This window comes from Mesorhizobium dulcispinae (assembly GCF_033977345.1).
GTDB classification, from domain to species: Bacteria; Pseudomonadota; Alphaproteobacteria; order Rhizobiales; family Rhizobiaceae; genus Mesorhizobium; species Mesorhizobium dulcispinae.
Genome location: NZ_JAVIIY010000011.1, coordinates 173,357 through 192,258, shown reverse-complemented (window position 1 = coordinate 192,258; position 18,902 = coordinate 173,357). Strand labels below are relative to the sequence as shown.

21 protein-coding genes and 1 pseudogene are annotated in these 18,902 nt (G+C 56.5%); 13 read left to right on the top strand and 9 right to left on the bottom strand.

What is annotated here, in order from left to right:
- Nucleotides 1-16: 16 nt before the first annotated feature.
- Both RFN30_RS23255 and RFN30_RS23250 read right to left on the bottom strand, forming a co-directional pair.
- The gene (locus RFN30_RS23255; RefSeq protein WP_320264420.1) at nt 17-886 is read right to left on the bottom strand and encodes a plasmid partitioning protein RepB C-terminal domain-containing protein; all 870 of its coding nucleotides are present in this window, start codon (nt 884-886) and stop codon (nt 17-19) included.
- Nucleotides 877-2,451, bottom strand: coding sequence for a recombinase family protein (locus RFN30_RS23250; protein WP_320264419.1), 1,575 nt, complete (start codon nt 2,449-2,451; stop codon nt 877-879). The genes RFN30_RS23255 and RFN30_RS23250 overlap by 10 nt, the downstream gene beginning before the upstream one ends.
- Nucleotides 2,452-2,510: 59 nt before the next feature.
- Here RFN30_RS23250 and RFN30_RS23245 point away from each other — a divergent pair.
- The 3 genes and pseudogenes from RFN30_RS23245 to RFN30_RS23235 form a co-directional block, all read left to right on the top strand.
- Nucleotides 2,511-2,706, top strand: a pseudogene (locus tag RFN30_RS23245) (type II toxin-antitoxin system HicB family antitoxin); the annotation flags it as partial.
- A gap of 247 nt (nt 2,707-2,953) precedes the next feature.
- A complete protein-coding gene (locus tag RFN30_RS23240) occupies nt 2,954-3,271 on the top strand; it encodes a YMGG-like glycine zipper-containing protein (protein ID WP_067327946.1) in 318 nt (105 codons plus the stop codon).
- A 116-nt stretch (nt 3,272-3,387) separates the two neighbouring features.
- On the top strand, nt 3,388-4,002 hold the full coding sequence (locus RFN30_RS23235) for a class I SAM-dependent methyltransferase (RefSeq protein WP_320264418.1): 615 nt from the start codon (nt 3,388-3,390) through the stop codon (nt 4,000-4,002).
- A gap of 174 nt (nt 4,003-4,176) precedes the next feature.
- Here RFN30_RS23235 and RFN30_RS23230 read toward each other — a convergent pair whose 3' ends face one another.
- From RFN30_RS23230 to RFN30_RS23220, 3 genes are all read right to left on the bottom strand, one after another.
- On the bottom strand, nt 4,177-5,079 hold the full coding sequence (locus RFN30_RS23230) for a hypothetical protein (protein ID WP_320264417.1): 903 nt from the start codon (nt 5,077-5,079) through the stop codon (nt 4,177-4,179).
- The gene (locus tag RFN30_RS23225; protein WP_320264416.1) at nt 5,048-6,217 is read right to left on the bottom strand and encodes a Shedu immune nuclease family protein; all 1,170 of its coding nucleotides are present in this window, start codon (nt 6,215-6,217) and stop codon (nt 5,048-5,050) included. The genes RFN30_RS23230 and RFN30_RS23225 overlap by 32 nt, the downstream gene beginning before the upstream one ends.
- A 465-nt stretch (nt 6,218-6,682) precedes the next feature.
- On the bottom strand, nt 6,683-7,258 hold the full coding sequence (locus RFN30_RS23220) for a helix-turn-helix domain-containing protein (protein WP_320264415.1): 576 nt from the start codon (nt 7,256-7,258) through the stop codon (nt 6,683-6,685).
- A 457-nt stretch (nt 7,259-7,715) separates the two neighbouring features.
- Here RFN30_RS23220 and RFN30_RS23215 point away from each other — a divergent pair, with 457 nt between their 5' ends.
- Entirely contained in the window at nt 7,716-8,531 is an 816-nt protein-coding gene (locus tag RFN30_RS23215; RefSeq protein ID WP_320264414.1) for an alkaline phosphatase family protein, read from the top strand.
- Between the two features lie 403 nt (nt 8,532-8,934).
- On the opposite strand, the gene RFN30_RS23210 is transcribed toward RFN30_RS23215, so the two are convergent.
- Nucleotides 8,935-10,593, bottom strand: a complete 1,659-nt coding sequence (locus tag RFN30_RS23210) for a caspase family protein (RefSeq protein WP_320264413.1) — start codon at nt 10,591-10,593, stop codon at nt 8,935-8,937.
- A 141-nt stretch (nt 10,594-10,734) separates the two neighbouring features.
- On the opposite strand from RFN30_RS23210, the gene RFN30_RS23205 reads away from it, so the two are divergent.
- Nucleotides 10,735-11,211 (top strand): hypothetical protein, encoded by a 477-nt coding sequence (locus tag RFN30_RS23205; RefSeq protein WP_320264412.1) that lies wholly within the window; start codon nt 10,735-10,737, stop codon nt 11,209-11,211.
- Between the two features lie 12 nt (nt 11,212-11,223).
- Nucleotides 11,224-12,009 (top strand): acyltransferase, encoded by a 786-nt coding sequence (locus RFN30_RS23200; RefSeq protein WP_320264411.1) that lies wholly within the window; start codon nt 11,224-11,226, stop codon nt 12,007-12,009.
- Between the two features lie 420 nt (nt 12,010-12,429).
- On the opposite strand, the gene RFN30_RS23195 is transcribed toward RFN30_RS23200, so the two are convergent.
- Both RFN30_RS23195 and RFN30_RS23190 read right to left on the bottom strand, forming a co-directional pair.
- Entirely contained in the window at nt 12,430-13,248 is an 819-nt protein-coding gene (locus RFN30_RS23195) for a hypothetical protein (RefSeq protein ID WP_320264410.1), read from the bottom strand.
- Entirely contained in the window at nt 13,241-13,630 is a 390-nt protein-coding gene (locus tag RFN30_RS23190; RefSeq protein WP_320264409.1) for a hypothetical protein, read from the bottom strand. The genes RFN30_RS23195 and RFN30_RS23190 overlap by 8 nt, the downstream gene beginning before the upstream one ends.
- Nucleotides 13,631-13,824: 194 nt before the next feature.
- Here RFN30_RS23190 and RFN30_RS23185 point away from each other — a divergent pair, with 194 nt between their 5' ends.
- From RFN30_RS23185 to RFN30_RS23175, 3 genes are all read left to right on the top strand, one after another.
- Entirely contained in the window at nt 13,825-14,487 is a 663-nt protein-coding gene (locus RFN30_RS23185; RefSeq protein WP_320264408.1) for a recombinase family protein, read from the top strand.
- Nucleotides 14,488-14,578: 91 nt separating this feature from the next.
- Nucleotides 14,579-15,457: a DUF6615 family protein gene (locus RFN30_RS23180; RefSeq protein WP_502572752.1), complete on the top strand. Its 879-nt coding sequence runs from the start codon at nt 14,579-14,581 to the stop codon at nt 15,455-15,457.
- A gap of 42 nt (nt 15,458-15,499) precedes the next feature.
- A complete protein-coding gene (locus tag RFN30_RS23175) occupies nt 15,500-16,651 on the top strand; it encodes an HNH endonuclease (RefSeq protein ID WP_320264406.1) in 1,152 nt (383 codons plus the stop codon).
- Nucleotides 16,652-16,704: 53 nt separating this feature from the next.
- On the opposite strand, the gene RFN30_RS32435 is transcribed toward RFN30_RS23175, so the two are convergent.
- Nucleotides 16,705-16,857 (bottom strand): excalibur calcium-binding domain-containing protein, encoded by a 153-nt coding sequence (locus tag RFN30_RS32435; RefSeq protein ID WP_430699078.1) that lies wholly within the window; start codon nt 16,855-16,857, stop codon nt 16,705-16,707.
- Nucleotides 16,858-17,002: 145 nt separating this feature from the next.
- On the opposite strand from RFN30_RS32435, the gene RFN30_RS23170 reads away from it, so the two are divergent.
- The 4 genes from RFN30_RS23170 to RFN30_RS23155 all read left to right on the top strand — a co-directional run bounded on the left by RFN30_RS23170 (nt 17,003) and on the right by RFN30_RS23155 (nt 18,782).
- The gene (locus tag RFN30_RS23170; protein ID WP_320264405.1) at nt 17,003-17,284 is read left to right on the top strand and encodes an ATP dependent DNA ligase; all 282 of its coding nucleotides are present in this window, start codon (nt 17,003-17,005) and stop codon (nt 17,282-17,284) included.
- A gap of 45 nt (nt 17,285-17,329) precedes the next feature.
- Nucleotides 17,330-17,503, top strand: coding sequence for a hypothetical protein (locus tag RFN30_RS23165; RefSeq protein WP_320264404.1), 174 nt, complete (start codon nt 17,330-17,332; stop codon nt 17,501-17,503).
- A gap of 1 nt (nt 17,504) precedes the next feature.
- Nucleotides 17,505-17,726 carry a DUF768 domain-containing protein gene (locus tag RFN30_RS23160; RefSeq protein WP_320264403.1) on the top strand — a complete coding sequence of 74 codons (222 nt, stop codon included), beginning with the start codon at nt 17,505-17,507 and terminating at the stop codon, nt 17,724-17,726.
- A gap of 615 nt (nt 17,727-18,341) precedes the next feature.
- The gene (locus tag RFN30_RS23155; protein ID WP_320264402.1) at nt 18,342-18,782 is read left to right on the top strand and encodes a thermonuclease family protein; all 441 of its coding nucleotides are present in this window, start codon (nt 18,342-18,344) and stop codon (nt 18,780-18,782) included.
- Nucleotides 18,783-18,902: the final 120 nt, after the last annotated feature.

Sequence of the window (18,902 nt, the reverse complement as noted above, 5' to 3'; positions counted from 1 at the left end):
TCCGTGAGCCGTGCGACTAGGTAGGACGTTTAATGGGTATAGCAATCCACTCATTTGGGGGGCGCAGCGACAAGCTGTGAAACTCTTCAAATTGGGCTGGGAAGTTGCGTGCGAGGTAGCGCACCACCTTGGAATTATCCATCAGCCGGTCAAAATAGCGGCTAGTTGCCAGCAGTTCCAGGCTCACAGAGCCACGTCGCTCCACAGCGCTCAGAAACTCACTGCCTAGCCTGCCAAGTTCTGGCGTCATCGCGCCCAGTTGATCTTCCGACACGTTGGCAATCATCGCCGGATCGAAACCTTCGGCCAGTAGCGCGCGCGGCGTAAAAGCGACAAGGATCTTTGCGTAAGTAAACGTGACCCGCTCCATGGCAACCATCAGTCGGGCAATCTCCAATTGCCTGGCGGGGAGCACATGCCGTAGCAAGCCGAAGATTTTCACCTTCACAGGACAGTCTTGGAGAAAATCGAGGACGTCCGGGCAAATCCCGCTGACAGGTTGACGGCCTGCGTTCCTGCTAGGAAGGGGCTCGCTGGCATGCGCTGCTGTTTCCGGTTCGAACGTCGTGCCCTGCAACCTCTGGGCCAAGCGTTTTGGCATGGTGGCAAGCCCCTCGGACACCAGCAATAAGCGAAACCTTTTGTCACTCATTATCAGGCGAAGCGCTTCGACCAGACGGTCCAAGCGCTGCTCTGCTTCCACTGCTTCTTTTATGTAATCGCGCTTGCGTCTGCACGCCGCTTCATAGGTTGCCAAGAGCTTAGGCGCGAATAGCTTCTCCTTTGACCCTGGTTGATCAGCAGCAATATTCCGGTCGTGCCTCTGGCCGCCGTCGCGCAGAACTTTGTAGGCGGCTTCCCGGGTCATACGACGCTTCACGCCCACAATATGTTCTCCGTACTTGCTCGCTCCGCCAGCCTGGCAAGGGGGGTGAGCGTGGGAAAAAGGTAGGTGTCGAGGTGTGCTCCATTGTTAGCGCGCAATTCCGATTTGCCGACGATCTCAGGCACAGGGGCAATCAGATAGTCTCGAATGACAAGGTCACCCGGGCGCATCCTGATCAAGGTGAAAATGTCGGCCAGCGATTGACGCTGGGTGTTCAGAGACCAGAAGGGATATCCATAGTCGGAAGTGCTGCAACGCGCGATTTCGATCGCAACCGTGAACTCATCGTTGATCCGGAGGAGATCGTTTTCTTTGTCATAAATCGCTTTTCCGCCAGCGTTTCCGATCGTGGCCAGCAGGGTCTCTATCTCCTGCATACGCACCATCGCCAGTGGCTCTTTCGAAGCGATGAACTGCCAGTTCCTAGCCGTCTGATATCCAATCAATTCGAAGGCCTTAAGAACGCCTCCGAAGCGTTGGTAATACAGGCTAGCTGCAGGGCACTCGGGCGCAGCGTTGATGATGGAGGTAGACAAGGTGCCTTCGCGCGCCAGGACCTTCTTCAGCGCAGCCAGCATCTCTTCGTTGCTCACGCTCAGATGCGAATAGAGCTTTCTGTGGATGGCTTGAGCCCGATCGAACAGCTTGCGGTCAACAATGGGCTCGAATACGCCTTCCACTCGCACCCACTGTTCAGGAGGATTGCTCACTGCCTTTGCTTTCAGCTTGCGGGAGCGCCTGTTCCAGATATTGGCGCCGACGTATTTTTCATTGGTTAGGACGCCGCGCACAGTTTCCCGCTTCCATGGTCGCCCGAGGTCCGTCAGCACGCCGCGCTTGTTCAGGAGCCTTGCCATCTCGAGCTCTGTCATGTGCGTTTTGACGAACTGACGGAAGATCCACCGAACCGTTGCAACCTCTTCGGGCGGCCCGGGCACCAAGATCGTTCTGTCGGTGTGCACGCTCTTTTGCTCGTGCTCGGAGAGAATTAGTTTTGGACGTCCCGAATGGTCCATAATCTGGCGCCTTAAGCCGAGCCCTGGCTTACCACCCTGGCGGAATCCCAACCGGATCAGCCTTGCCTGCCCTATGAACGTCTTTTGCGAGAGCATGCGGCTGTGCTCGGCCGCCATGCTGCGTTTGATGGCCTTAAGCACGTCCGAACCGATACTGCCGTCGTTCAAGAACTGCTCGGCGCAGAATTCGATCCGAACGCCGGCCATATGGCAACGGTATTCGTAGGAGGCGCTTTCATCGATGTTCTGAAAGCGTCCCCAGCGGCTGACATCATAGACAACGATGGTTTCGAAATCGGCGCGGCCGCTCTCCACATCGGCGAGCAAACGTTGAAGGCCAGGGCGTCCGCCTAACTTAAGGCCACTGCGACCCGCGTCCTCGTATGTGGCGACGATATCGTAGCCCATTATGTCGGCATAGTTGCGGATGGCATCTTTCTGGTTGTCGATCGAGTAGGTCTGGTGCTCTTTTGACATGCGCAGATACTGGGCCGCACGGATTCTTGGCCTCCCAAGGGGGCCTGCGGGAGCCGTTGCAAACTTGTCCATCGCCTTGCGCCGTCTTATCGATGTCTCAAACTAGCGCCAGGCGCAGAGAGGAAAAGGGTATGCGGCACTACGTTGGGCTGGTTCATAGAGACAACGATAGCGATTTCGGAGTGTCTTTTCCCGACTTCCCAGGCGTCGTGACTGCCGGTGCAAGCCTGGGCGAGGTGCGTGCGCTCGCTGCGCAGGCGCTGGCTTTCCATGTCGAGGGTCTTGTTGAGGATGGGGAAATAATTCCCGAGCCTTCACCGCTCAACACAGTGACGGCCGGAGGACAGTGTTCAGGCGTCCCGATCATGGTCCCACTAAGAGTGAAGTAGGCCGAGCGATCGTTCCTCGGGCAAGCGCCGTATTTCCGTTTTGGCGACCATGCTCTTCAACAGCGGGGAAACCATGACTCACTTCGTGAGCGGGCTTTGCCGCCGTTCCGCCGCAATGCGAGACCACTGCGGCCGTGTACGCCCCTGTTTCTTTTGGTCTTTGGGGCTTCGAAGGAGTTCTGGAGATGATGATCAAGAAGGTTTTCGTGGCGGTGTTGATGACCGCAGCGCTCGCCGGGTGCGAGACACAGACCGAGGGCCAACAGCGGGCCACCACCGGCGCGCTGATCGGCGGCGCCGGCGGCGCGCTGGTGGGCCAGGCGATCGGCGGCAACACCAAGTCGACGGTGATCGGCGCCGCGAGCGGCGCGCTGCTCGGCGCCGTCGTCGGCAGCGCAACCACGCCGCAGCGTCGCGGCGAGCAGCTCTGCCGCTACCAGGATCGCTATGGCCGGATCTACACCGCACCCTGCGACGACCGCTACTACAACGGCGACTATTGATGAGTGCTGACTAGCGGGAGACCGGCGCCTTCAGCGCCGGCTCCTTCGCGCTGTCATTCTTTTGTACGCTTTGCGGGATAAGGGGATTTTGCGGCGGGCTAGGAGGGAGGTCGAGAATGACTAGCCTGGCCGGCGCGCTGAAAATCCGTGGCAAACAGGCGGTGAAGAGGCTGATCGGTTACGACAGCCGCAACTGGCTGCGCATCCGCCAGATCGAAGCCTTCACCGCCTTCCTCGAAGCGGCCAACCGCAAGTCGCGCGACGTGATCGAGATTTCGCCCGGTTGGAACCGCTGTTGGAAGGCGATGTGTCCGGACTACCGCTCGCTCGATTTTCCCGACTTCGACATCTGCCGGGATCGCACCGACGAGCAATATTCGATCGTCATCGCCGACCAGGTGCTGGAACATGTGCAGCGCCCGATGGCCGCCGCCGCCAACATCCATGCGATGGTGAAGCCCGGCGGCTGGGCGATGGTGGCGACGCCCTTCCTGTTCCGCGTGCATGCCCGCCCGCACGACTACAACCGCTGGACGCCCGCCGGGTTAAAGCAACTGCTGGTCGATGGCGGCTTCGCCGAGGATGACGTGCAGGCCTTTGGCTGGGGCAACAAGGCCTGCGCCAAGGCGCATATCGGCGGTCCGGTGCGAGCCTATGGCGTGTGGCGCGATTTGAGCAACGACGAAGAGTATCCGCTGATGGTCTGGGCTTTCGCCAAAAAAGCAGCTTAAGCTGGCGGGCCGTTCATGCTGACATTGTGGCTGATTAAACGGCGGGCGGCCATCGCGGCGAAACCCGCCCGTTAAGCGCCAACTGTGACCAGACATTCGAGCAGCGCGGCTCTGGAGGAAACAGGGCGGCAGAACCGGCATGGGGGTTCCTCCAGCGCTGCGGGTTTGCGGCGTCTAGTATCCTACTTCAGACCAGAAATTGGCATCCCGCTGCTCCTTAAGCTCGTCCAGGGGTACTTCGATCCTTGTGAAGTCCATCCGATACATCGGCAGCTGCCAGCTTCGATAGAGGTAGCCTAGTTGGTCTTCATTCGCCTGTTCAGTGATCAAGCCTGCCTTTTGTAAGGCTAAGAGCATCTCATGTGACAGCCTGTCTGCTTCCGTTGCGGACACCTCGCCTTTGAAATCGAGGCGGCTCCATACGTCGGAGACGACGTCTAGCCCTGCTCGCGTAAAGGCTCCGAAATCCCGGAGTGCGCAGCAGACTTCCCAAGGTGGTGGATTGCCCCCTGCGAAGCCGAACACTGGCTCGTGGTTCGACGGCTCGCTCCAGACCGGGGTGCCTTCCTCATACGTTATGATGTCGGCATAGAGCAGAGATTCACGTCCCCCGAGGGTGGAATTCGGGACTATGTATTCGCCGATCGAGCCTTCCAGATAATGGGAACGTCGCTGATCATCGAGATATTCCTGCAGTTGCCTGACATGCATAGGTCGCCAGCTCTGGGCGTCAAGGTAAAGCAAGCGGGCAAGGTGATCGTAGAACCATTGCATCATCGGGCCGACGCGCGACGGCCTGATCTTACGTGGGCAGCGCACGATGTCCATGAGCACCAGAATCTTGGCAACCTCCTCAAGCGAGTGTCCGAGCAGGATACTCGACGAGCGAGGATGTCCCTCGAGCGATCTCGCCGCCGCCAGCAGGTCTCCGGCACTCTTCATTAGGATCGGTAAGCCTTCTGCTATGAGGTCGAGTTGGGCGCTGGCTGTCAGGTTTGTCAGCGTGCGGCCTCGCTTCATACCGATGTCACTGGATTTCTGAGCTTCAGGCATTCGTAGAACCTTGATCAGCTTCAACGATCAGGCGCGCTCTCTGGTAGAGTTCATCGAACGTGACTACCTCCGGCCGCACAAGGTTCCGGCGATAGAGTTCGAAACACCGGAACTTCCGGTCGTTGACACCCGGGTTTGTCTGAAACTCGGTGAGACTCCCGCAGATGACGTAGGAGCGCGGCTCCGTCGTAAAAATGACTTCACCCGTCGGGTTTCCGTCTACGTCGTATACGGTCTCCTGAGAGTGCCACTGCTCCAGCGCGGCGGCGACAGTACCCTGGACCTGAGCAACGGCGCCGGTAAGCTCTTTCGACGGCTGCCAGATACCGGAACGATACTGGTCATCCGAGACGAGGCCCGTGTCGTGGCGCTTAATCTCCACGAAGCAGGTCGTCGAGATGAGGGCGTGAGATCGGAGAAGGGCGTCGACACGCTTGCCGGGACCTGTGACAGAGAAACCTCGAACGACCTGCTCCATCTTCCTGTCATCAAGCGGGCCGAAGTGGATCAGGGATAGGCTGGTGCCGAAAATCCATGGGTTCCGCTCGAAGAACCTCTGCCAGACTCCTTCTGGGCTTAGACCTCTATGTTCTTGTGTGGCCTTGAAGAACGCTGGTTCTGTGAGGAAGCGGTCGAATACCCGTAGCTCGCGCTTGCGATATCCCAGGGCGACAACATCTTCCGTGGTGATCTCGTTCCGGGCCAACGCCGCCAGAAGCTGCTGATTGTCACCGGCGACTCTTTTGATCTGTTCCGGACTCAGGAGCAGCTGCTCCAAATCGGCATCGGCGATGTTTACCTTGCCTTCGTCTGGAAAGTTGATGCGCTTGATGTCCGTGAGGAACTTAAGAAGGCGGGTGACCTCCCCGGGTAAAAACGTGAAATACTCTTTGCCTCCGTTTTTCGTGAACTTCTGGATCGTCAGCGTCTGAATGCCGCGGCTGGTCTCGAAGAACGTGGCCTTTATCTGGAAGCGCCCGGCCGGGGTTTCCCTCAGGATTATCTCTCCCTTCACCAGCGCGAACTCGTGGCCGCCTGGGTTGTCGAAGACCTTATTTGCGATGCGGACTTTTTGATCCGCGAAGCCTTTCATAGTCGGACTGACGTACGTCTTGTCGGTCCTCATGCTGAGATGGATTTCCTGCTCGCTGACGTCGTGCATACACATCTCCGTGGGTGCGCACCAACCGGGGAAACTATGTCTAATGTAACCCAGAGGCCAGTTGTGTCCTGGCGCGGCTTATTCCGTATGTCCTGGCCCACATCGATTTTCCCGTGAGTATCGCCATTTCTCTGCCTAAACCAGACCTTGTGGTGTCCAGCCCACGTCCGATGGCTGCGCGATACCGCGCCGTAACCTGACGAGGCGTCATCCGCACATACTCCTCAGCCCAGTCGCGGTCATGGCCCGAGAGCCGTTTTTTCGATCCGTTTAGCGCAATCGTGGCAAATCACGACATGAATGATCGCAGATCGAAGAGGCCGCCAGCGCCAACCGGATGGCGGCGAGCAGCCTGGATTGCAAAAGCCGATATTTCGCGGCACGGCGGTGGGAGCTGCTACACAGTCCCAGATGGATGAAAAATGCGGTCTGCTTCCAGGCTCTCCCAACCTCCTTCGAGCTGAACTAGTGCGCAGGCTGATCTCTTTGGCGAAGCCGCTGCCTGTGATGCCCCATATGGCAAACAAACCCGAGCTTCTCCATCTGACGACACAGTTCGACGAAGCTGCGAGCGTATTCCAACTGTTGTGATCTCGGGCAGTCATCCCACACGTCGTTTAGATCAGTTATGAAATCCGTCATTGCCGCAGCGGTTTCCAGTGCGTCGTCTGTTGCTACGTTTGAGGTATCTATTCGGAACGCGTGCCGCGCCGCAAAGGCGCCCAGGAAATCGCTTGCAGAACGGATGGCATTGGTGGGCGCGACGACCATTTTGCGGACGGCACGCTCCATTTCAGCCTTTTGACGAGCTTGCTCCTCAGGTGTGGGCTTCACAAAGAATTTTACGTCGATCTGCACCGCACGGGCGATGCTGCGAAGTGTTTGTTCTTCGGGACGATGCCGGCCACTCTCGACTTTCTCGATAGTCCGCGTTGTCAATCCTGCTGCATCGGCGAGATTCTCTTGCGTAAGCCCGTGCCATTTGCGGATGAATTTCACCTGCTCGGCGATGTAGGCGGCGTCACGTTCCATAGTGTCCATTTGTTGCTCTCCCTGTTGAAGATGCAACAACTATCGTCAGGGTTGGTCGCTTGTCCCCGAACGCTGCCCGAACGTTTACCGAAAATAACCCTGATGATGCATGCAGCATCTGCAAAATTAGCCAGGGCGTCGCGTCATGCTCAAGTCCGTCGATCGCCTGCATCGAAACCGAGTGGCATTGTGTCTCCGATCCTTCGAAGGCTGGCCAACCAGAAGGTGAGCAGCTCCCTTCTCGTTGAATGGTGCCGGACCCCGTTTCTCGCGTGGTTTCTTAGGCGGCGATATGAGAAGACGAGAGCCTGCGGCACGTGCTATGCTTCCCTGCACTAAACAAGGCGCTGGAGAAATAGGGGCGTTAGGGCGCTTGCCCTGGAATGGTGCCAAGAAGCGCGCTCTCTGCTTTGCAAGGCCTTGCAGTGTCTCGACTATATCGCTGAACACTCTGTGACGAATTGTCATGCGAAAACAACTTTCTGCATTATTCCGACGAAGCTCCGGGCTGTTTCTCATCTACGCTGTTATTGCTTTGGGAGCGGCCGATATTGCATCAGCCGGTGCGCCCCCGAAATACGATCATATCGTAATTGTAATTATGGAGAACCACTCTTTTGGACAGATCCTAAAATCGCCAGCGGCTTCGTATTTGCATAAGCTGGCGAGGAACGGAGCCGTGTTCGACAATTCACACGCGGTCGCTCATCCCAGCCAACCCAATTACCTAGCGTTGTTCAGTGGCTCGACGCAGGGAGTGCGTGATGACGGTGTCCATCACATCGCGGGGCCAAACCTTGCTACACGTCTTCGCGCAGCCGGCAAGACTTTCGCCGGGTATGTCGAGGCTGAATCCCCTCGGAAGCATAACCCATGGGAGTCGTTCGCCAACGCGAAGTCATGTGAGAAACCCCTGGCTACATTCCCAGCCGATTATGGAAAACTACCGGCGGTCAGCTTCGTTATCCCCAACGTTCACCACGACATGCATGACGGTACAATCGGCCAGGCCGACGGCTGGCTGAAGGCCCATCTAAGTAGGTATGCCAACTGGTCGCGGAGACACAATAGCCTCCTCATCATCACCTTTGACGAAGACGACTACGGCATGGAAAATCAAATTTTTACGGTCCTCTACGGCGGGTGGATAAAGCCCGGCCGTTACACAGAAAGGATTGATCATTACACGGTCCTCCGAACCGTCGAGGACATTGAAGTTGCTCGTCCTTTGGGTGCCACGGTCGTGAGAAAAGCAATATCTAGCCCGTGGACAAGGGAATAGCTCCGGCAAGCGCCCCCGGATCGGGCGCTTGCCGATCTGACGACCAGCACGGCCATGCTTATTTATACTCGCCTCTAATCGGAACGCCCTTATAGTTCGGGTTAAGGCTTTTAGTCCCTATCGCGTCACAAATCTTCTCTGCGATTAAAGCGCCTTTGCTTACGTTCGGGATCCCGAGGTCAAGTATTTCAAGAATAGTCTTTGCAGTCGGCACGAAGCTGCAGAGTTGTTGTGCTCGCTCCTTAGCAATGCGGACCGTATCCTCTCTGGCCTCATTCGCATTGGTTCCGGCCGCCGTCGGGGTAGGAGTGTTTGTTTGGCACCCCGACACAGTCATCAACGCGATCACCGCGATTTGCGACGCTTTCCGCATAATTCGTTACTCCGATGGGTTCCGCTTACCTCAGAAGTCAATTTTACGGGTGACACTAAGCAACGTCTCGTCGCGTGTACTAGATACTAGGCTTTCGACGTCCTTCTTTGCCGAATCTGGAAGCGGAGTCTTCCGTTGTGTCAGCGCCACTGCTACGCCCAGCTGATAGCGATAGCTTTTGTCCGCGATACCGCTCGTGAGCTGTTCCACTGTTGGATCGCCAGCGCCAGCTATGTACTTGCCTAGCTCGTTCCGCGCCTGCCGCCTGGTCGTTGTATCGTCTGATACAAGCTTGTCGGTAAGAGTTTTGAGTCGTGGGTCGTCGATGCCTTCGTTCACGGACCCGGAAGGAGTGGCTGCCTCGGGGATGACGGAACCGTCGCAATCACGCGCGCGCCCTTGCACGCTTCCCCAATAGTACGTCTCGTCCCCCTCATGAGCCTCCGTGATTGACGACAGTACGACAGTGTCCGCAGGCTTCAAAGTGCCTACAACACATTGATATTTCAGCATGCCTGCCAAGTCGGGAATAGGTGGACCTCGGCGGATATTTGTCGCCGTTAGCGGTGTCACGTCCCTTTTAAGTATGGAGACGTAGTTCTTGGCCACTATTTTCTTCAGAAAGTCGCAACCGAATGGGTAGCGGTCATTCCCACCCCCATCCTCTTTACAGCCTGAGCTGAGTGAACGCCTACCCAAGAAAACTGCGTTTGTAGTCTTTTCGTCTTGCAACGACGCCTGCTGGTCGGCAGACAGCGCAGCTATTGCGGTGCCCGCGCCCGTCTCTAGTCCCTTTTCGACAGTGATGCCTTTCACCTCGATTGACTGCGCAGCGGTATTTAACGCGACGGCAATTGTGCGCGACGAGCAATCCTGGAAACACCAGAGCCCATCCAGTCCATCATAATACGCCGGCCTCTGCTGATGGGGCATCGCCTTAACGCGGACCTTCTCGCGCACCGCAACGGCTATTTCGTTAACCGGCGAGCCAGGCATATTGTCCAGCGTTTCTAAAAAAAAGCGGGTATATAGCGAGTTCTTTGAACTATCGCCTTTGATCCGCGGCAAGGCCGTCTCCCGAAGACCCGCAGCGTAGAACACAAACGTTCCAGTTGGCGCGGAGGCGATCACGAGCCCAGCAGAGGCGCCTATCGCCTTCGTCTCGCCGGCCTGGGATACCTTAAACGGATTGTCGCGGCAGGCATCCAATATCCAAATAGTCGCACGAGCATGACGCTCGCTCAAATCATCGATCAGTTTCGGCATCGGAATGAGCGCACCTGCAAGCGCTCTCTCGGTCCCAAGCCGATCCGGCGACGGGACATCCATCGGGACGATGTAGTTCGTTCCCCCAATCTCCACCCCATGCCCAGAGTAGTAAATAACGACGTCGTCTCCCTCGTCTACATCATCGAGAAAGTTACTCCAAGCAATGTTAAAGTTGTTCGACGTTACATCGTCGTCCAGGAGCAGCGTAGAGTTGTATCCAAATTTAATTAGGTCGTCATAAATCGCATTCGCATCGTCCGCAGGACCGTCCAGTGGAGGAACGTTAGTGTAACGGCCGATCCCAACGACTAACGCCTTCTTCGCGGCGCTTGCGTCAGTTGCAACAAGAATTACCCCAAGCAACGTACCGAGAATGAGTACGAAACAGGCAATTGCCAAATTCAATGGACGTCTTGGCATAGCTCCCCCGAGAGCAGGCGGCTTCCGCCACCGCTTTCTTGCTAACAAAAGACACTAAGAGGGCACCAGATTTCGGATTGCAAAGATAGCTGTTTTCTTCAACAATGCAAGTCGGCAACCATACTAAGGTAGGTGGCGGTGATGCGCTTGTTCATGATTTGCGTTTGGGCCATGCTTTCAACGTCGCCTCTTTGCGCTCAGGAGAAGATGCCCCTTGGTTCGACCAAATCACTTTCAGTAGGCAACCAAGGGGGCATCGAGCTTTGGAAGCCATCTGAAATTGAGCAGGGTTCGCAGGAGGCGGGCGAGCTTAAGAGTCTAAGTGAAGAAACCAAGCCACCTAAAATTGAAGAGAAGCGTCTAGTGACCCCGCTTGGGACTGTCGTGTTTGCGCAACTGTGGGACCTTACATGCGCGAGTTTGTGTCAGACTAAGGTGTTGTTGGAAAAGCCAGACGGAACAGTCAAGGTATTGTTGGACGATGTGCTGCCACAGATCCGCCCGGAAGAAGAGTCGAAGAGCCTGAAGATAGATAATCAGGTCTCAATCTCCGAGGACTTGAAGACGTTATGGGTCGATACGGATGATGGAGTTCAGACATTTCAGCTGAACAACTGACAGGGGGTTACAATGTCACTGAAAGAGCCATCGCGACTCTGTGTAATTCTCACGATTTTATTGTTCACGACCGCCGCCTCTAACGCCGGTGAATCGGCCGCGAGCCTGGTCGCGGCAGGCTTGAATATCCTATGTGCACCTTTTGGTGCACGGGTTTCAGCAAGTGAAGGGAATTTTCGCAGCAACAGTCCTAAATACCATTGTCTGGGTGCATTTCAGTTCTGCCCAGGTACATTTGAAATCTATTACAGCCGGTCAGCGGCGCAGTTTCTCGCCTCACCATCGGACCAGGTCGTCGCCTGGACGCGGTATGAGCGGGTTCAGTGGCAACTGGCGGTCAAATACAAGCTGACGGAGCTTGTTGGTACGGAGGTCTGCGTCGGCACCAATAATTGCAAGAAAATAGATGCATCCGCGATTTTAATGGCCTGTCAGTTTGGGTGTGGCAACAAGGGAAAGTTGTCTAATTATCGTCAGGGTCGAGATTGCGACGCCAGGAACGTCAAGGACGGAAATTTGGTTAGTGTATGTACGTATCTATACAAAGGCGCTGGGTATAATGTCTCATGCTTCACTGGCGTAAGCAACGATAATGCAGACCAGCCCAAACCGACTTCTGCAGGGAGCGATCATACAACTCAGCCCAAGCCAACGAGCGAAGATTGCTCATCGCCATCCGCATCGGCTGGTTCAGGTCGCATGGAGCTTGTAGTTAACAATATTACCTTTCGCTTTGATGAAAGCGCTTCTACCGACACGGTTGCGAAGATCTTTCAGCTCATTCGAGGGGCTAATTAGGCCTGCTGTTTGGGCGAAAACCGTCCGGCTTCATTTGACGGGATCTGCTGCACGTTCCAAGGCGGAGTCGATTTTGCCCGCAGGCGCGACTTTGGCCTGCATTGTGAGCCGGGCCTGTATTGCTCGGCTATACGCTTGGTCGCAAAATGGTCCGAATAGACAGCTGCCAGTGGGCGCGCCTCAGACAAGCCAGCTCAGTTCTTCTCTCGATATCAGGTCAGAGTGTTCATCAAGGGAAACGTGGTGCAGTTGTCCCAAGCTGCATTTCGGAGGAGCCCTTAAAACATAAACCAGCGTTTATGTTTTACGACGTTGCATCGAATTGCCTACAAATATGCAGGCTTGGCTGCGGGAGAGCGGAGAAGCTCCGGAACTCACACCCGTCGAAAGCGTCTGCTGGTTGCTTCGGTTCGACCAATGCTAAACGGGACCGACCAACTGCACCAGCGATGCTGGAACGAATAAATCTAGACCGCTGCACTTTCCAGGGCCAGTCAAGCGGATGCCGACCCAGCCCTCAAACGGCTTTCTTTGCAGCATCACGCCATTCAGCGGTTGTGCCCCACATTCACCGGAAAGTGAGGCGGCCGCCGCAGCCCAGCCGTCGCCTGGCACAAAAAGAATTTTTGTCGCTAGGTCCCCGCCAGTGTCTACCTTTCCGCCTGCGAGCAGTGAATAGCCCCCGAGACTGAAGATAATGAACACGGTCAATCCGAACAGGATCAGCGTCTTCCCACGAAAACGATTCCGGAGAAAGAGGAACTGTGCAAGATTGTTCACGCGTGCGATCGCATCGTTTGCTGCAAGATATCGCTTGTATGCCGATTGATAGAGGTCGTCCCCGGGGCGGGTCGCTCTCATATCCGTCACGGCGCTTTCTTGAAAAGCGATCAAGTCGGCAATAGTGGGTGTCTGGGGTGGAAGAATGTCTCTCGCCTGGCTGTTTATTTCCGATGTGACAGGATCGGTCAGGTCAGCGAGCTGCGAAAAATAAAAGACACTTGATGTTAGCAGATTCACCATGATGCCGATGGCGATGAGAATGGCGATCAAGCCAGCTGCGCCACAGGCGGACGCCAGGATTAGCTTCTGCCCTTCGAGGGTTGCTAGCCCACTTATGGAAGCCCCTGCCACGACAGCTGCCCCAAGGGCCGCCAATGTCGTCGCTAACCACTTGATCGTGTCGCGCAGGTTCGCTTTAGCCGTGGCGTAAGGGTCCGCAGCAGGCCCGTCACTCATCAGTGGAGCCCATGAGTTTGATCTGAGTTCCCATCCATTCAGGGTCGCCGAGATCTGACAGTGCCTCTTTGATTTTACCGATTTCGAGAGGCTCGGAACCTTTCACCCGATACTCAAACAGCGTCGGCTCCGATGCCAGACGATACAGGTCGTGCTGACCTCCTATTGCTTTGATCACCTCATTCGCAGAAGCGACATCGACAACTTTAGTCTTTACCCTGCCCCCCAAGATGAGCGATGCCGTTACCCTGTCGTTTGGCCAGAGCGTTGGGCCGTCCGAAGACCTCGTTCCGGCCCGGGCTGGCAGACTCATAGTCATTGAGTCACCGCCGCAAGTCACAGTGACCGTTCCGTCTCCATTATGGGTGACTGACAGGCTCATCGTCTGACTACCTCCTGGCGCGCTGATGCAACTAACAAGCGTTGTCGAATATAACAGGTAGACAGCGGTTCGGCATAGTCGTTCTGCCTCTTTTCATTCAGTGGAATTCTCCCGTGGAGACGACCTTCTTCTCTGTATCCTCGTTGTCTTCCTCTCCCGCCCAGAAGGACCATCCGACAGGAGAAGAGGACACAATGAAATACGTCGGCTATTACCGCGTATCGACCAAAAAACAGGCTCGATCCGGGCTTGGATTAGAGGCCCAACAGCAAATGGTCCGGCATTTTGCCGGAGCAAATGGCGTGCTGGTCGGAGAATTCGTTGAGGTGGAATCTGGCAGGAACGATCGACGAATTGAACTGGCAAAAGCGATAAACGCTGCCAAAAAGGCCGGAGCTTCCCTGCTAATCGCCCGTTTGGACCGGTTTTCGCGGCGTGTAAGTTTCATATCTGCGATGATGGAGAAGGGTGTTCGCCTCGTCATCGTCGAGATGCCGAATGCAACGGACTTCCAACTGCATATCTTCGCCGCGCTCGCTCAGGAAGAACGTCGGCTGATTTCAGAACGGACCAAGGCGGCGCTGGCCCAGGCTAAGCGTAGAGGGGCAGTGCTTGGAAAAAATGGAGGTGTTCTGGCTGCGGCCAACAGGGCAAGAGCGATCGCATTTGCAAACCACATCCGCCAGTTGTTGCCGAACGCCTGGGAAACGATGTCTTACTCCGAGTTGGCTCGTCGGCTTAACGAGGCGGGTGCTGTGACGATCAACGGCAATCCCTTTTACCCCCAAACCGCCAAGAATCTGATTTTGTCACTCTCTTCAGCCCCGCCCCGGCTTTCAAGTGAAGAACGTCTCTAGGCAATGATCTTGGCCCACGTCTTCTCGAATCGGTATCTGTGCGGTTAGAAATAGCCTCTGGAAAGGATGTCAGCCGGCACGCGGGGGGTTAATGGCGTCAACTGTCCAACTCTGCTCTAGTTTCCGAGGAGAGGCGGGCCGCGTCTGGAGACAGATGGCGGCCGCTCGTAGCATGGGTCTGTTCGTCGGCGAGGAAACGATAACCGAAACTTGCCTCTACAACCTTGCGTTCCGCCACTGGAAAAGTGGCATTGCGATTATCCCAGCGAGCAAGCCACAGGAAAAGGTTCACGGCGCTGATTGGGAATGGTGGTTCACCAGAAAGGGGCGCGGCGTTGGCTACAGGGTGCAAGCCAAGCGTCTGTTTCCGAGCGGTCGATATGAGAGCCTCTTCAAGTCCGGTGACAAATATGGCCAGTTGAAGACGCTGGTTACCAACGCCAAGGCTGACAACCTCGACCCTCTGTATTGCTTTTACAATTTCGACCATTTTAGCGGCCTTCGCGGCTTGCCAAATAGCTGCTCACATTCCTATCGCGGCCCAAGTTTTTGGGGATGCGCGATCGCCCTGCCCGAAGATGTACAGCGGGTGGGCTCGAATGATATCAAAGATCTTCGGCACGTGATGCATCCGTGGCACTCGCTGGTCTGCCTCTCGTCCTCCGCGGGCCATCTCCCGACCTCGGTTCTCAAGAACGTAAGGCACCTGGCTGCGCCCCGGACGGTGGGCCCAGAAAGAACGGTTCGTCGAGAAGCCATTGAGGTCGCTTCCTCGCAACGCGAACTGCCGAAATATGTGCGTCGTTTAATCGAACTCGACCGCTCGACGCGCAACGCACCGCCCGAGGAACGACGTTACCTTGATTTTGCATATTGGCAGGACAGCCTCCTTTCTGGGGACGATGTCTCCAAAGAGGGAAACCTTCCCAGTGAAGGCGTCGCAGGACTGACTGTCTTCGACGAGGAATGAGCGGGTGCCTGAAAAATCGTCGGAACGTTCTGGGAGCGCAATGTGGGATTCGAAGACATCGACAGGAATGCCATTCTTCGCGCGATTGAAGAATACGAACAGCTCGGCCGGCCAACTTTTCTGGAGCGCTACGGGTTTGGCAAAGCCCGCGCATACGTGTTGGAGCACGAAGGGAAACCGTACGACTCAAAGGCGATCGTAGGTGTCGCCCATCGCTACGCCCGCCCGGACCTCGGTCCATTGAAGGCCTCGGATTTCAGTGGCGGTAACGCGACAGTCCGCAAGAAGCTCGAGCAGCTCGGCTTCCAAATAACCGCCACTTCAGGCGAAATGACATCGCAGCGCTTGCAAATCCACGAGGTCTACACGCGCGATCGACTTCGCCAAATGTTCGGGATCGTCGATGCCACCTTGAATACCGGCGTCTTCCGGCCCAAAGGAACTCTATCGGTCTGGCTTTTCATCACAGCTGAAAAGACCGCCGACAGGACGCAGTACCATGACTCGCTCGTTGACAAAATTCTGCACTGGCAAGGTCAGACGAGCGGCCGAACCGACTCACTGATCATAGATCATCGAGCAAACGGACTTGAGTTGCTGGTCTTTTATCGCCAGCGCAAATACGAGTTCGAAGGTGCCGGGTTTCGCTATTTAGGTCCGTTCAACTATGTTAGCCACTCCGGCGGCTCTCCCACGAGCTTCATTCTGCATCGAGCCAACCAAGGCCATTCGCCGATCATAGCACCGGAGGAGTCCGACCCTGACGTTTTCGATCCGGATAGCGTCCAGGATGCGCGCAAAAGGATTGCACGCACGATTGCTCAGCGTAGAGGGCAGCAGCAGTTCCGCGACGCCCTGCTCTCCGCCTATGACGGCCGCTGCGCCATCAGCAGCTGCAGCGTAGTCGACGTGCTGGAAGCTGCACATATCGTCCCCTACAAAGGCGACGCTACGAACGTCGTCAGTAACGGGCTGCTGCTCCGGTCGGACCTGCACACCCTGTTCGACTGCGGTCTCATCTGGATCGACACTGAGAATATGACCGTCCAGGTTGCGTGCGCCCTTTTGAAGACCGAATACGAAGAACTACGCGGGCGAACGCTGCGCCTACCCGAAAACGCCGCATTGGTGCCGAGCATCAAGGCGTTAGACAAGCACCGCAACCGATCTATGCAGGATGAAGCCTCGGCATGATCGGCGACGAGAATCGCCCGACTGCTTCCTAATCGGGGTGTAGCTGAGGGGCCCTAGCAAAGGGCTTCACAGGCCACACCGTCACCGTCTCGATCCAGCTTGCCGCCCCACGAGCAATTCTGCAGATACCATTGGGCTTCGTCGCAGGAACTGATCTGCTTGCACGTCCGCCGCGGCTCGCATGAATAGCCGCTCTGCGCGACCAACTTGCGGCTGATAATCCCAAGCGGCTGGCTCGACGGCGCTGTCCCGTCAGGGTGTGACGCGCGCCAGTCCCAAGGCGTTTGAAACTTCCCGATCCATAGACCGACCTTCGAGGCTTCCGCCTCAGCTTGCTACGTCGAAAAGGAAATGGACATCATTGGCGTGAAGCGCGAGAGCGGGAAACCGGCGATGGTATTGATGGCCGATAACGGCCGCTACATGGGCGGCGCCTTCGTCACCTTCAAAGCCGACAAGCGGCAGGCGCTATGGGATCGGGTGCAGAGCAAAGCCGGCGCCCCGCCGCCGAAGGGACTGGCGAAGGAAAAGGCAGAGTGGCTGAAGCCCGGCTTGGTCGGCCGGGTCAAATTCCTCAAGGGCGAGGAGAAGCTGCGCCACGCGTCGCTGAAGGATTTCAGAGACGCTGATTGAAACACGTCGCGTCTTGCTCGTTCTGAGCATAGGAGGTGTGTGACCATGGCGGAGGAAGATGGCAAGACTGTTCAACCAGACGCTACGGATTTGCTGGCGGCACGCTTGGCTAGAGAGGTCGCCATCACCGAAGAGCAAGCCCACGAGTTAATCAGGCTGATCGGAACAGATTGGAATTCGCTGCTTCGCGAAGCCCATTTTCTTAAAGGGCGGCATTGAGATGAGCGAACGCGGGGCAGAATTCTTTGGAAAGTGGATCACCGATAACGTGATGCGCGGCAGCGTAGGTGCGGATATCATTTCGGTTGCCGAACTGACCGACAGGCTGTTTTCCGATGCCAAGGCCGCGGGCATTTCCGAGAATGAAATCGAAGTGGAAGTCGGGAGCGCCTACGAAGCGATCCTAGCCGCGATCATGGGGCGCGATGACAAATCCGACTGATCACAATGGGAGCCAGAGCTTGGGGCGCTTTAGCAATTCCTGAAACAAAAGCCGGGCCGCACCGTTGGCCTATGCCAGGTGAAAATCCCACACCCCCACACCTGGCAGTCCCCATAACTCCCGCTGGCTCCGGCCGGCGGGCTTTTTGAATTCTGGCGCGGGCCATGGGAACCAAGTCTGTGTTAGTCCGTTACGTGCCAAATTTGGGCCGGGACTGTGGACGAAGTCGGCTATTTCTGGGCTGTCTATACCGAAACGCTCAGCTTGCGAGCTGAGCGGGAGCGGCTTATGGCCGAAGCCAGAGCCGAACGGGAACGAGCGCAGCAAATCCGCCTCGAAATCCAAGCGATCCGCGAAGCGCCGCACCCATCTAATTCACCGGCCCTGTCCCGTTCCAGCGGATGAACTCGACTTCCCTGCCGGTGATCTGCCGGACCGCTTCAACAGCACTGTGTGAAGCTCTTGGCTGTGATCGCGACCTCGTCGCCGATGCTGAAGCCCTTCGCCATCAAAGGACTCTGGAGCGCGCGCCGGCTTCGTCAAGCGACTGCTAATATATGGTGGCCCGCCACCCGGCCGCCATGTTAATTTAGGCAGGCAATGGTGAAGCTCTTTTTGATCGCACTCGCCTTCGTGCTCACGTGTGGTCCCGTGTCCGCAGTAGAGCATTGGTTTGCCCATGACGGCGACACGCTGTGGCATGACAAGAAACGAGTTCAGCTGCTCGGTATCGATGCCCCCGAACTTTCGCAGCCGTGTTTTGATGCCGCTGACAAGATCTGGCCCTGCGGCAAGTATGCTCGTGACCACATTCAACATCTTATTGCCTCAGGGAATGTATCCTGCATCATTGAGGGCAAGGACCGCTATGACAACGATGTCGGCGTCTGCTTCGTGGGGACCATTGATCTCGGGCGCGACCTGGTGAAACACGGATTGGCGGTAGCCGACACTCGATACCTTGCCGAAGAGCGCGAAGCCCGCATTGCCAAACGTAACTTGTGGGCAGGGACCTTTATCGATCCGGGCGAATATAGACGGGGTGGACGCCCATAGCTGCTATCGTCGGGGTGCGTCACTCGACGCCGGCAGCCTCGATGGCAGCCGTGAGACAGGGCCGCTGGCCGAGACGATCGAAACCTGCAGTTCACGAACCACGCGATGACGCCAGATAAG

Bases quoted from the DNA above. Each gene is read 5' to 3' on its own strand.
- RFN30_RS23210 (WP_320264413.1), bottom strand. From the start codon at position 10,593: ATGCCAAGACGTCCATTGAATTTGGCAATTGCCTGTTTCGTACTCATT.
- RFN30_RS23195 (WP_320264410.1), bottom strand. From the start codon at position 13,248: ATGAGTGACGGGCCTGCTGCGGACCCTTACGCCACGGCTAAAGCGAAC.
- RFN30_RS23250 (WP_320264419.1), bottom strand. From the start codon at position 2,451: ATGGACAAGTTTGCAACGGCTCCCGCAGGCCCCCTTGGGAGGCCAAGA.
- RFN30_RS23180 (WP_502572752.1), top strand. From the start codon at position 14,579: ATGGCGTCAACTGTCCAACTCTGCTCTAGTTTCCGAGGAGAGGCGGGC.
- RFN30_RS23185 (WP_320264408.1), top strand. From the start codon at position 13,825: ATGAAATACGTCGGCTATTACCGCGTATCGACCAAAAAACAGGCTCGA.
- RFN30_RS23225 (WP_320264416.1), bottom strand. From the start codon at position 6,217: ATGCACGACGTCAGCGAGCAGGAAATCCATCTCAGCATGAGGACCGAC.
- RFN30_RS23215 (WP_320264414.1), top strand. From the start codon at position 7,716: ATGCGAAAACAACTTTCTGCATTATTCCGACGAAGCTCCGGGCTGTTT.
- RFN30_RS23200 (WP_320264411.1), top strand. From the start codon at position 11,224: ATGTCACTGAAAGAGCCATCGCGACTCTGTGTAATTCTCACGATTTTA.
- RFN30_RS23160 (WP_320264403.1), top strand. From the start codon at position 17,505: ATGAGCGAACGCGGGGCAGAATTCTTTGGAAAGTGGATCACCGATAAC.
- RFN30_RS23220 (WP_320264415.1), bottom strand. From the start codon at position 7,258: ATGGACACTATGGAACGTGACGCCGCCTACATCGCCGAGCAGGTGAAA.
- RFN30_RS23205 (WP_320264412.1), top strand. From the start codon at position 10,735: ATGCGCTTGTTCATGATTTGCGTTTGGGCCATGCTTTCAACGTCGCCT.
- RFN30_RS23165 (WP_320264404.1), top strand. From the start codon at position 17,330: ATGGCGGAGGAAGATGGCAAGACTGTTCAACCAGACGCTACGGATTTG.
- RFN30_RS23235 (WP_320264418.1), top strand. From the start codon at position 3,388: ATGACTAGCCTGGCCGGCGCGCTGAAAATCCGTGGCAAACAGGCGGTG.
- RFN30_RS23170 (WP_320264405.1), top strand. From the start codon at position 17,003: ATGGACATCATTGGCGTGAAGCGCGAGAGCGGGAAACCGGCGATGGTA.
- RFN30_RS23240 (WP_067327946.1), top strand. From the start codon at position 2,954: ATGATGATCAAGAAGGTTTTCGTGGCGGTGTTGATGACCGCAGCGCTC.
- RFN30_RS23190 (WP_320264409.1), bottom strand. From the start codon at position 13,630: ATGAGCCTGTCAGTCACCCATAATGGAGACGGAACGGTCACTGTGACT.